General features: G+C 49.2%; 8 protein-coding genes. 5 read left to right on the forward strand and 3 right to left on the reverse strand.

All coding sequences use genetic code 11. The features are described from left to right. Nucleotides 1-44 precede the first annotated feature (44 nt). Both addA and addB read right to left on the reverse strand, forming a co-directional pair. The gene (gene addA / locus C5I45_RS14185; RefSeq protein ID WP_107994594.1) at nt 45-3,749 is read right to left on the reverse strand and encodes a helicase-exonuclease AddAB subunit AddA; all 3,705 of its coding nucleotides are present in this window, start codon (nt 3,747-3,749) and stop codon (nt 45-47) included. Further along, the gene (gene addB, locus C5I45_RS14190) at nt 3,736-7,236 is read right to left on the reverse strand and encodes a helicase-exonuclease AddAB subunit AddB (RefSeq protein WP_088037062.1); all 3,501 of its coding nucleotides are present in this window, start codon (nt 7,234-7,236) and stop codon (nt 3,736-3,738) included. Before addB ends, addA begins: the two co-directional genes overlap by 14 nt. A 141-nt stretch (nt 7,237-7,377) precedes the next feature. Between addB and C5I45_RS14195 the strand changes: the two genes are divergently transcribed. The 5 genes from C5I45_RS14195 to C5I45_RS14215 all read left to right on the forward strand — a co-directional run bounded on the left by C5I45_RS14195 (nt 7,378) and on the right by C5I45_RS14215 (nt 12,078). Further along, on the forward strand, nt 7,378-8,091 hold the full coding sequence (locus C5I45_RS14195) for a DUF421 domain-containing protein (RefSeq protein ID WP_021734194.1): 714 nt from the start codon (nt 7,378-7,380) through the stop codon (nt 8,089-8,091). 68 nt (nt 8,092-8,159) lie between these two features. Continuing rightward, nucleotides 8,160-8,669, forward strand: a complete 510-nt coding sequence (locus tag C5I45_RS14200) for a ferritin-like domain-containing protein (protein ID WP_014304752.1) — start codon at nt 8,160-8,162, stop codon at nt 8,667-8,669. Between the two features lie 251 nt (nt 8,670-8,920). After that, nucleotides 8,921-9,541: a TetR/AcrR family transcriptional regulator gene (locus C5I45_RS14205; protein ID WP_014304751.1), complete on the forward strand. Its 621-nt coding sequence runs from the start codon at nt 8,921-8,923 to the stop codon at nt 9,539-9,541. A gap of 15 nt (nt 9,542-9,556) precedes the next feature. Next, on the forward strand, nt 9,557-10,753 hold the full coding sequence (locus C5I45_RS14210; RefSeq protein ID WP_003155154.1) for an MFS transporter: 1,197 nt from the start codon (nt 9,557-9,559) through the stop codon (nt 10,751-10,753). A 167-nt stretch (nt 10,754-10,920) separates the two neighbouring features. After that, the gene (locus tag C5I45_RS14215; protein ID WP_107994462.1) at nt 10,921-12,078 is read left to right on the forward strand and encodes an AbrB family transcriptional regulator; all 1,158 of its coding nucleotides are present in this window, start codon (nt 10,921-10,923) and stop codon (nt 12,076-12,078) included. A gap of 36 nt (nt 12,079-12,114) precedes the next feature. On the opposite strand, the gene C5I45_RS14220 is transcribed toward C5I45_RS14215, so the two are convergent. After that, the gene (locus C5I45_RS14220) at nt 12,115-12,636 is read right to left on the reverse strand and encodes a MarR family transcriptional regulator (protein ID WP_107994463.1); all 522 of its coding nucleotides are present in this window, start codon (nt 12,634-12,636) and stop codon (nt 12,115-12,117) included. Between the last annotated feature and the right edge of the window lie 55 nt (nt 12,637-12,691).

The raw sequence follows: 12,691 nt of genomic DNA on the forward strand, positions 1-12,691 counted from the left end.
TGATAGAAAAAAAGATCCGCTCCAAAAAGGAGCTTCGGATCTCGTTACAGTGTAAGAACGTGACCTCCATCGAAGAAATAGAGCGCACGCCCTTTCACTTTCGTTTTTGTAATTTGTTCAACCGCTTTTGTATACAATTCGATTTGTGTTTCATATCTTTTTTGCAGAATCGGAGCCGCGCCTTCAAATCCATTCCGGAATTTCCCCTCTATCCGATCTGTTTTATAGTCCAGCAAATAGAGACCGTCCGCAGTTTCGTAGAGGCAGTCAATAATCCCTTGCACGAGCAGCGGTTCACCGGCCGTTTCGGCATCCTTGTACACCTCGCCGGCCGGAAGCGCCATACTGAACGGCACTTCCCGGTCAATCCGCAGCGCCCCGAGAAGGTCTTTACCGATTTCAGTTCCGAAAAACTGAACAATTTCTTCTATATCAATGGCTTCCTGCTGCTCTTCTGTCAGCAGCTCTTTTTCGTAAAGCATCCGGACCGTCCGCTCTGCTTCTTCGGCAGTCGGAACGTGCGTCAGCGGTATGTGCTGCATCACCGTATGCATCGCCGTCCCTTTTTCGGCGGCTGTCAGCCCTTTTTTCATCATAAAACCGGGACGCCTGTATAAAAGCGTGTCCCCTGACGGTTTGATGAGAGAGCGGCCGCTGTATTCATCCTCGTACTCTTGCTTTCTCTTCAGCTCAGAAACTGACTGCTTCGTTCTGATAGCCGTCAGCTCTCGGTACGGATATTCCCATTCAAGCAGACGGCGCGCCTGATCATCAAATGAAAACGAACCAGGAATCGGCTCGCCCTGCTGTATCGCTTTGAGACGTTTGCTCTTTTCTTCAGCACGTTCTTTTGGATTCTCTTCCAGCAATTCACTTTGCTGAAGCATCCGGATGTGAAAACGCGACGGGTCGCGCGCGATATCCTCAGACGATGAAAGTCCCGGCGTCCTGTGCGCCTCCATGTCACGGTGGCGGATGAGCGCCGGCCCGATAAAGTCCAAATAAGATGACGCCTGATAGCGGTCGAATTCAGAAAGAAGCCAATCAGCCCGGTCTGCTTGGGCCTGCCATTTGGCCAGCTGTTTTTCCCGGTTTTTGCAGGAACCGACGAGAAACAGCTTTTCCTTCGCTCTGGTCAGCGCCACATACAATACGCGCAATTCTTCGGATAAGAGCTCTCTGCGCATCTTTTTCTTCATCGCCACAAGCGGAAGAGTCGGATAGCTGATTCTGAGTTCCGGATGAATATACTTCGTGCCGAAACCGAGCTCTTTATCAAGCAGGTATGATTTGTTGAGATCCATCATATTAAAACTTCTGCCGAGTCCGGCGGTGAAAACGACGGGAAATTCAAGTCCTTTGCTGCTGTGGATCGTCATCAGCCGAACGACATCCTCCTGCTCGCTGAGCGCACGGGCGGTCCCCAGATCATCGCCGCGCTCCTGCATCCGTTCAATAAACCGCAAAAAGCGGAATAACCCGCGGAACGCCGTCGCTTCGTACGAGCGCGCCCGGTCATACAAGACGCGCAGATTGGCCTGGCGCTGCTTTCCGCCGGGCATGCCGCCTGCATAGTCAAAATATCCGGTATCGCGGTATACTTCCCAAATCAGCTCAGACACCGAATGATTCGTCGAAAATGACCGCCACTTTTGCAGACTGTCATAAAAGGTTCTCAGTTTTTGATACAGTTCATCATGCCTGTCACCGTTCGCTATATATGCTTTCAGCGCTTCATAAAACGGCGCTTTTTTCTTTTCAAGGCGTATCAGCGCAAGTTCATTTTCGTCACAGCCGACGATGGGCGAGCGCAGCACGGAAGCAAGCGGAATATCCTGATACGGATTATCAATCACCTTCAAGACTGAAAGCGCCGCAGCCACCTCCACGGCTTCAAAGTAACCCGACGTCAAATTGGCGTACACCGGAATGCCCTGGTTTTTCAGCTCTTCCATTAATTGCGGCGCCCACGGCATGGAGCGCAGCAAAATCACGATATCCCGGTACTGGATATTCCGGTGTGTTTTTGTTTTGCCGTCATAGACCTTAAACGGAGACGAGACAAGCTTTCGGATCTCCCCGGCTATCGCTTTCGCTTCCCAATGCACGGTTTCAAAGTCTTCGGCATCCTCGGAGCTGTCTGCGTCATCAGCGCTGTCAATCAGCAGCAGTTCCGTTTTTGCCGCGTCATTCGGCGGATACGATGCGCCGAGCTTCAATGCCGCCTGTTCATCGTAGTCCACTTCGCCGATTTTTCCGCCCATCAGCTGCTTAAACAAGAAATTCGTACTGTCCAAAATATCGGAACGGCTGCGGAAATTTTGGTTCAGGTCAATTTTCTGCCCCGCGCCTTCCCCGCTTTCTGTGAACCTTTTATATTTCCCGAGAAACAGCAGCGGCTCAGCAAGTCTGAAACGGTAGATCGATTGTTTGACGTCGCCTACCATAAACAGATTTCCCGCCTCTTCATCCCCGCTTTTCACAAGCTGCAGGATAGACTCCTGCACAAGATTGGTATCTTGATATTCATCAACCAGAACTTCATGAAACTGGTCTTGATAATAAACGGCCGCTTCGCTCGGCACCCGCCGGCCTTCTTCATCAACCGCAGTTAGAATCGCCAGGCAGTAATGTTCCAAATCTGAGAAATCAATAATTGATTTTTCTTGTTTCGCCGCTTCAAATCGTTTTCCGTACGATATCACGAGCTGAACGAGCGTTTCGATGACAGGCTTCATATCTGTTAAACTCTTCAAGTGATCTTGCGGACTTCTTGTAAAGTAATCGGTCTTTAACTTTTCGATCAGTTTCTTCGCGCCGTTTCGCAAATCGGTCGCTTCGTCCAAAAGCGCTTTGTCAAATTCATCACCCTTTACCGGCTTCGCCCGCTTAAATGAGACTGCGGGGACCCGTTCATACAGCGCATCGAAGTCATGCCGGCAGCTGATCAGCTCTTCTATCTGCTGAAGGTCATCCAGAAAATTACCAGCGCGCGGGGCCGGCCCGCCGGGCGCTTTTGTCAGTTCAAGCGCCTTCTCAAGCTTTTGTTTTGCCCCGAAGAGCGCCATTTCCGCATCTTCTCTCACATACTGGTAAAACGGAAGCTCTTCCATTTTGCTTTCTTCCGTCACGTCATACAAGCGGACAAAGCTCTGCAGCCACGCTTCCGGGTCAGGATGCGACCGGGAATACTCGTACACCCGTTTGACAAGGTCTTGAAGATCCAGATCATGCCTGTCTGTCGTATATCTGTCCGCAAGCTCAAAAAACGCCTGATTCCCTTTTGCGTATTCATCTTCAAACAGCTCATCAAGCACTTCGTCTCCGAGCAATTCGCCTTCCGTCTGGTCAGCCATGCGAAAACCGGGGTCAAGATCAATCATATAATAATATTTTTTAAGCACTTGCAGACAGAAAGAGTGAAGCGTCGAAATGCTCGCCCGATTTAATAGAGAGAGCTGCCGTCTGATATGCAGAGATCCCGGATTTTTGGCGAGCTCTTTTTCTAATGCTTCAGCGATCCGATGCTTCATCTCCGCTGCTGAGGCGTTTGTAAAGGTCACCACAAGGAGCCTGTCAACATCGACCGGATCTTCCTCCGCGGTTATCTTTCTGATCATCCGTTCCACGAGCACGGCCGTTTTACCTGATCCGGCTGCGGCAGCGACAAGAATATCGCGGCCGGAAGAAACGATGGCGCTCCATTGGTCATCCGTCCATATGCTGTCTTTCGGTTTAGGAATTTGCATCATCATCCGCCTCCTTTTTCAGCCAATCCAGTATGGTGCCGTCTTTTTCCGCTTTCAGGCTGCGGTATTCATTTTCCTTAAGCGACTCATCAAACTGGCACACCGATTTAAACGCACAGTACGTACAAGGCGTCTTATCTTTCAGCTTATACGGGGTAATGGACACAAGCCCGTCCGTTATCGCTTCCCCCGCCTGTTCAAATGTCCGCCGCACATGGTCTGTCAGCAGATGAAAGTCCTGTTCGCTGACCGCCGCTGAGTCGGATCTTAAAGACCCGTCCTTTTTCAAACCGGCATTGACGATATTTGAACGCCCTTCCTCCAAAGTCGTGTCCATCAGGCTGATCGCCTCCCGGTCACCGAGGAGAAGGCCTTTCATTTTAAATTTCTTGAAAATTTCCTGCTCGATTTCATCAAGCCCCATCGGCAGACTGGCCTGAATCATCGGATCATGGATATGGAAATACAAAACGCCTGCCGGGGTCGCTTTCATGCCGAGCCAATCCGCAGAATGTGTAATCGATAAGTCAAGATATGTGAGCATTTGCAGAGCGAGCCCGTAATACACCTCAGCCAGATCAAGCCCCCTGTCGCTTGATTTATAATCAACGATTCTCAGCAGCAGGCCTTTTGAACTTTCCGCTTTATCCACGCGGTCGATCCGTCCGACGAGTTCCATCGTACAGCCGTTTTTCAGCGTGAAAGTGAGCGGAGGCAGCGGTCCGCTTCCGCCGAAACCGAGTTCAAGACCGACCGGGACGAAACCGCTCGCCTTCGCATGCTCGCTTAATATGCCAGAAACACGCGTGACGATCTTCTGCAGTTTTTCCTTCACGTAAAAGTGTCTGTTTGAGCTGAGCAGAATCTCTTTTTGCAGCTTTGGCGCAAGCCGTTCCACCGCTTCATAGGAGAAATTCCGGCACTGATCTTTCGTCAGATCGCGCCATTCCAGCTTCTGCTCACGAAGCCGGTCTGAAATCAGCTTCAGACTGGAGTGAAACAGCTGGCCGATATCCGGCGCTTCCAGCTTGAAAAACTGCCGCTCTTTTAATTGCAGCCCGTGAGATGCAAAATGAGAAAACTGGCAGGCATTAAACGCCTCCATCCGGGAGACGCTTCCTTTAATATGCTCGCCGTAAAGCTGGCGCGAAACAGGCCGTTCAAGACGCTTCGCCTCATTGCGGAAAAACAGGCTTGAAAACAGCTTTTTCGCACGCTGGTGATCAGACTCTTTCATCAGCACATTGTATGCGCTCCACCATACGTCACTGATCTCGTACTCTCTTGTCCACAGCCTGAGCTGACTTGCCGTATACGTCTGAGCCACCTGTTTATTGACGAGATACTGAAGCTGCTCTTCTTCGCTTACCTGCTCGGGATCAGCCGCTGACAGCTTTTCCTGATGATCGGGAAACAGCTCGCCAAGCCTGTTTACAACGATTGACGGCAGGAGCGTTTTTCCTTCCGCATCGGCAATCGGGTATGACACATAAAGACGGTCAGACGGACTCGACAGCGCCATATAGATGAGAAAATGCTCATCAAGCAGCCGCTCACGCCCCGCGGAAGACAGCTCCACTCCGACCGCTTTCAGCCACTCCCGGTCATCATCAGACAGCACGCCGTTTTCATCCGGGCGCGCCGGAAGAACGCCGTCATTGGCCCCGATGACGAATGTGCAGGACGTGCCGTATATTCTTGAGAGATCCATATTCCCTACAAATACTTGGTCAAGCGCAGGAGGAATTAAAGAAAAATGAAGCGATTCCGTTCCCGTTTCAAGCATTTGCTGGAACAGCGCCAAAGATATTTCATCTTCACCCATCATGCCGGCAAACTCCTCGAGAAGCTGGATAACGGCATCCCACGCCTGGCCGTGCTGCTGCGCTTCGATCATGTTTCCGGCCTCTTCGGCACGCTGCCTTTTCCGGTCCAGCTTCAGGGGAACATCGGTATCTTCCAAAAAGAGATAAAGAGCCTCCGCCATGCTTTGAACCGTTTTCGCTTTTTTCATCCGGTTCTGCAGCCGGATAAGGGGTGCAGCTATCCACTCTCTCGTCTCATTCAGCATGTGTTCCATCTCGATTTCCTGATCCGTCTGCGCGAAATCCTCATCGAGCGATACGAAGCGCCTGTATACAAACCGCTCGCCGTTCGTCCAGCGCTCCCCTTTAATGCCGTAGGCGATACAGTAATTTTCAAGCTGATCTACCTGCTCTCTTATTTTCTGCTCCGGCTGATCAAGCGGGAATAACAGTTCGGTTTTCGCACAGCGGAACACCGCTTCATATCTCCAGTTCCCCTTCACGACATCCAGGCTTGAACGGATGAATTCAATAAGCGGGTGATGCTGCATAGAAGCTTTTCCGTCAATAAAATAAGGAAGCCCGTAATCGGCAAACACTTCCTTCAGCAAATCTTTATAATCTTCCGGCTGACGGATGAGAATCGCCATATCTTTGTACCGGTATCCTCCGTCCCGGACAAGCGATTGAATTTCCCGGGCAATACCTTCGAGCTCAGCTCTTCTGTTTTGCGCCTGCATGACGGTAAAAGCTTCCTGTCCGCCGGTATACGCGGCGGCGGGACGCACATCGTACTGCGACTCTATACAGGCAAGCTCCGGCACATGCCGATGCCGCTTCGTGCCATGCAGTTCCTTGCAGGAAATATCGGCATTCAATTCCTTTGCCGTCTGATAAAGCTTATAGTAAGTGCTTCCCGTCATTCTGAACAGATCGAGCTCATCCGGTGCCTGTTCCGCCGAAGGGCTGTCCGCCGTCAGCGAGAATGTGACATGTTCAGCATACATGATCAGCTGCTCCAGCACCCTTAATTCCTGCGGCGTAAATTGATAGAATCCGTCGACGTAAACACGGGCGCCTTTTACAACGTCCGCCAAAGGAATCTGCTGAGCGAGCAGCGTCAAATAATCCTCCGAATGCAAATAGTGTCCGGCGAGGCTTCTTTCCATCTGCTGATATAAAATGCCTAAGTCATGAAGTTTTTCAGACAGCACCCGCTCTCCGCGATACTCTGACGCCGTTCCGCTTTCCGCCATGCGGCGGACGTCTTCAGGCTCAATACAGTATCGCTTAAACTCTGTCAGCATCCGTTCCACCTGCTCAGTGAATCCGGCTTTGTCACTCGCTTTTTGATACACTTTAAAATCGTGCTTATGTTCTTCAATCAGTTTCCTTAAAAGCATCTGCACACCCGTCGTCGTCACAAACGGACGGTTCATGCCCCCGGTATGCTGAAGCACGCGCCACGCCAAACGCGAAAAACTGAACACTTGAGCGCGTATCATGCCTCCGATATCCGGCGTTTTAGCAAGCTCATATTCCATTAAAAACGTCATTTGATCCGGGACTAGAAAAATGATCGGTTTCCCGAACGGCTCCCGGCGCAGTTCATCTTGAATGCTGTCGATAATCAGCCTCGTTTTCCCACTCCCCGATCTGCCTACTAAAAACTCAACACCCAAATTAGAAGACCCCTCTCTTTTTATCTTTCTACATTTTATCGAAAGTTGACGAAAATGACCAATCTCATCTGCTGGTAAAAACGGGATGACTGTTTTAAAACATATCGTTTTTGACCAAATTAAAGAAAAAAAGGATTAAATATGATGTCAGAATATCCCGAAGTGATTGTGCGAACGATTCTGTCGTTCAGCATTCTGTTTATCGGCGCCCGTATACTCGGAAAACAAACCATTTCACAGATGACGCTTTTTGATTTCATTGCGGCCATCTCGCTCGGCGCCATCACAGCCAATCTGTCGTTTAATACAAAACTGCCGATTCATTTTACTGTCAGTGCTTACACGATTTTTGTGGTTATCATTTATCTTGTCGCATATCTTTCTATGAAAAACAGAACTGCCAGGGGTTTCTTTGCAGGCAAACCGACCATTATCATTCAAAACGGAAAAATACTTGAGCATAATATGAAAAAGATGCGCTATACCCTCGACTACTTGAACCAGCAGCTTCGTGAAAATGATGTATTTGACATTTCTCAGGTTCAGACTGCCATCATTGAAACAAACGGCAGCATGTCAGTGGAGGTCAAACCGGAATTTGCGCCCGTTACAAGACAGGATCTCGGCATCTTTGCCGGACATGAAAAGAACTTTGCCGTTGAGCTGATTATGGACGGCCGGCTGGTAATGAAAAATCTGGAAGAAAACCACGTATCGGAAAAATGGCTGAGAGAAGAATTGGATAAGAGAAACCTCAAACCGGAAGACGTCGTATACGCTGTGCGCGGAAGCAACGGCCGGCTTTTTGTCGACACATACGACGACCATATTACATCGCCGCTGGATCAAGAATAAAAATGACATCCGCACATGTCACGGGCTGCCGCCGTATAATACCCTATAAACATCCGGGGGTGAGTCCAATGCACGAGAATTTTTTTCATTATACAGCCATCTGCAGTGACGATTCTGTGCTTATAAAGGATCTGGTAAAATCCATAAACGGTGAATACAGCGCTGTGATTTGCTACTCAATATTAGCCGAAAAAGCGCCGACCGCAGAAATCAGAAGACGAATCGAACATATCAGAGAGGAAGAAGTGCGCCACATGCACGCTTTCTCTTCACTGTATACGTCAATTACCGGAAAACAGTTGACGCCGAAACAGACGGAGCATTGTCCGCACACATACAGAGAAGGACTGAGGGCGGCGTTTTATGATGAGCAGAAAACGAATGATTTTTATTTACAGGCATCCGATAGAGCGGTGCATCCGGAAGCGAAACGGTTATTTGCCCGCACGGCATTTGACGAGCAGCGTCATGCCGTCTGGTTTTTATACGATATGGCCCACTCTCCTTTCCACCATACAGGGGGAACGGTATCAAACGCGCCGAACACAAGCTACACCGAGGTAAATACCGGAAAATAACGATTCAGGCAGATCACACTCCCCCGCCGGGAGTCTTCAGACGGCAGACAAACCCCGTTCTTTCAATAGGAGAGAATGGGGTTTATTTTTCGAGCCGTTTTTATACTTCCACTAAACAATGGATAACTTCTTCATTGTATAGTCAGCAAAAACCCTTTATAATAAAATAAACCAACTGGTCGGTTTTAAACGAACCGAGCCCCGCTTTGCCGGGACAACGATATGAATGAGGCGGAAAGGATCTGTGTGAAGTGACAAATACAAAAGGCGGTGCCGGAAAGAGCGAAAAGACGAAGAACAGGCTCGTATCCGCTTCGCGTGACTTATTTGCAAAAAAAGGATATTCAGAAACATCGATTCGGGATATTTTAGAGGCGGCCGAGATCAGTAAAGGCAATCTTTATCACCATTTTAAAGGAAAAGAGTTTCTGTTTCTTCATATCATGGAAGAGGATCACCGCGTGATGATCGAGACGTGGAGGGAAATGGAAGCTGATCTGAAAGATGCTGCCGAAAAGCTGACGGGCTTTGCGGAGCTGCTCAGCCGGATGAGCATCAATTACCCGCTTATGAGAGCAAGTGAAGAGTTTTATGCGAGTGCGTTTACGTCAGAGGAGGTCGTAAAGCGGCTCAACAAAATTGATATTGAATATGACGATGTGATGAGAGAGATCTTAGAAGAAGGAAATCAAGACGGAAGCTGGTCCATTCATCATGTCGAATCAAAAGTAAAAATCCTGCTATCCGTCTTCTACGGTTTAGATGTGTTATATAAAAACGATACCATTCAGCAAAGAATCGAATTGCAAAAAGAAGCCATCTCCGTGTTTATTCACGGGTCGATCAACGCTGATAAACTGAATGACAGCTGACAAAGGAGAAACAACATGCAAAAACCGATCAGAGAACAAAAGGCTGTACTCATCATCTTATTAAGCAACATATTTATTGCGTTTTTAGGCATCGGATTGATCATTCCCGTTATGCCGCTGTTTATGAATGTGATGCACTTGACGGGCAGCACAATGGGATACCTTGTCGCTGCCTTCGCCGTCGCGCAATTAATTGCATCTCCCATTGCGGGGAGATGGGTTGACCGTTTCGGCAGAAAAATCATGATTCTCGCCGGACTGTTTTTGTTCGCATTATCCGAGCTGACCTTCGGATTGGGCACACATGTCTCCATTTTATATTTCGCAAGGGTGCTGGGGGGCATCAGTGCCGCTTTTATCATGCCCGCCGTTACAGCGTATGTCGCAGATATTACGACGGTGCAGGAAAGATCGAAGGCGATGGGCTATGTATCTGCCGCCATCAGCACAGGGTTTATCATCGGGCCCGGCATAGGAGGATTTATTGCCGATCACGGCGTTCGTATGCCGTTTTTCTTTGCGGCGGGAATTGCATTTATCGCAGTGATTTCCTCTGTCTTTATGCTGAAAGAGCCGTTAACTAAAGAAGAACGCGCAAAGCAGATGGAAAGCGCCAAAGAATCAACCTTCTTAAAAGATTTGAAAAAGTCGATTCATCCAAGCTACTTGATCGCCTTTATCATCGTTTTTGTTTTGGCATTCGGGCTGTCGGCGTACGAAACGGTATTCAGCTTATTTACAAACCATAAATTCGGCTTCACGCCAAAGGATATCGCCATTATTATTACGTTCAGCTCCATTGTGGCAGTCCTCATTCAAGTGCTCGCGTTCGGCAGACTTGTCAACTTCCTCGGGGAGAAAAAAGTCATTCAGCTTTGTCTGATCATCGGCGCTGTGCTGGCTTTCGTTTCTACGGTGATGTCAGGGTTTTTGCCCGTGCTCGCTGTCACCTGCATCATTTTCCTTGCGTTTGATTTACTGCGCCCGGCACTGACTACTTATCTATCGAAGATCGCAGGAAATCAGCAGGGGTTTGTTGCCGGTATGAACTCAACATACACGAGTTTGGGCACCATTTTCGGCCCGGCTCTGGGCGGTATTTTATTTGATATGAATATTCACTTCCCGTTTCTGTTCGCAGGTGTGGTTTTATTTCTCGGTCTGGGATTGACGCTTGTGTGGAAAGGAAAAGCGGGCGAGGTTTCGGAGTAGGGTGCACTCACCCATCTCCGGAGCTTTTTTTGTGTTTTCGATAAGAAAAATGAATGGATTATGAGAAATAATTCATTATTTATTTATCTCAAAATCTATACTATAGTAATAGTAAGGTTAACGAGCTTAACAATTTAATATGAATGTTTCAGGAAGAAGGGTTTTCATTGAAGAAAGACAAACATCTCCTTACGGATATCTGGTTTATTCTCATCAGTGCGGCAGGGGGGTTTCTTCTTTCGCTCACAGGGATGTCGATCGCCTGGATGCTCGGAACGCTTGCCGCCGGCTGCATCCTCTCCATGACGAGGCCCCGCTGGCTGTTCATGGCGCCTGACAGAAGAGGGATTCACCGCAGATGGCTTGCGGCGGGACAAATGATCCTCGGCATCGAACTCGGCCAGAAACTGAACCTGTCCGTTCTGTCGGTTTTACGGGAGCATTGGCTTCCGGTAGGCTTCATGCTGATTTTCTCTATCGTGATGGCGCTTGTTTCCGGATATGTGCTCTTTCGGTTCAGCCGGACGGACATGATGACAAGCTTTGTAGGAACGGCGCCGGGCGGTTTATCCGCCATGCCGGGTATCGCCCAGGAAGTCGGCGCAAACACCGCGATTGTAAGCCTTATTCAGCTGACGCGCGTCCTTTTGGTCGTCATGACAATACCGTTTCTCGTCATTTTCTTATTTACTAAACAAAACGGTGCGGCTCAGACACCAGCCGGAGCCGTTTCAGCAGGAGCTTCACATCCGGGCCTTATTCCCGTCTTGTTAACGGCCGGATTTATTTTAGCTGCCTGGCTTGCAAGTAAAGGCGCAAAACGGCTGAAATTCCCCGCCCCTTGGCTGCTCGGCAGCATGATCGGCGTTGCTGTTGCGGAAATCGGCGTGTCCGCCTTGGCGGGCAAAGACATGCTGGCCTGGTGGCCGCCGGAAGCGAACCAGCTGTCACAAATTTTTCTCGGCGCCACAATCGGATCAAAAATGTACAAAAGCATGTTCACCGGCGTGACGAGAGTGCTGACCGTCGGATTTATTTCTTCAGTCGGATTAATCGCCGCCATGATTCTGAGCGCGGTTGCGGTTTCTAAATTAACGGGCATCTCCATGATTACATCTGTTCTCGCCTTTTCTCCCGGCGGGATCGCCGAGATGGCGGCGACTTCGATCACCCTGCACGAAGACTCGACTTTCGTCGTCGCGGTTCAGGTCATCCGGATCGTTCTCGTCATCGCCATGCTTCCGCCCTTCTATCGGCTGCTGCACCACCTTTCTCAGCTGAAACGGGCACACGGCGAAAGAGGCCGGGCAGAAAGAGGAACATGATCCGAATAAAAAAACACGCATCCATATGCGTGTTTTTTATTTGAACAGCTCTCCGCTGCCATTGACAGACCGCCAGTTTGCTGAAAGATCACGGAACAGCCGTTCAGCAAATAACAGTTCTTCATCTGTATAGCGGTCTAAAAACGCCAAGAGCCGCTGTTTTATCAATTCATGATATTCATGATGAAGGGAATGCAGCTCTTTCCCGGCAGGAGTCAGCCGGAAATAGACTTCTTTTTTATTGTCGCTCAGCCGGGTTCTGCGCAGAAAGCCGGCTTCCAAAAACTTCGCGCAGCTTCTCGACACGGTCGGCTTTGTCGTCTTCATTTTTTCCGCTATTGACGTGACATTGATCGGTTCATGTTCTCCGATACACGACAAAATGTGAATTTCCGTCAAGGTCAATTGTAATTTTTTCCCGTTTTCTTCACGGAGTTCATCCATCCGTCCGGCCAACGACGCCCTGATATCCTCCTGACACCTCTCCTGCTCGTGAAAAATATCTGTCAGCCCTTCAAGAATCATGTGTTTTGCATGGTCTGGCTGTCTTCTGTCCAACTGCTGAGTCACCCCTCCGTATTGATTGTTTCTTTTTACTATAACGTTTTGTTAC

Origin of the sequence: Bacillus sp. ZY-1-1 (assembly GCF_003047165.1) — a bacterium.
In the GTDB taxonomy this organism is placed as follows: Bacteria; Bacillota; Bacilli; order Bacillales; family Bacillaceae; genus Bacillus; species Bacillus velezensis.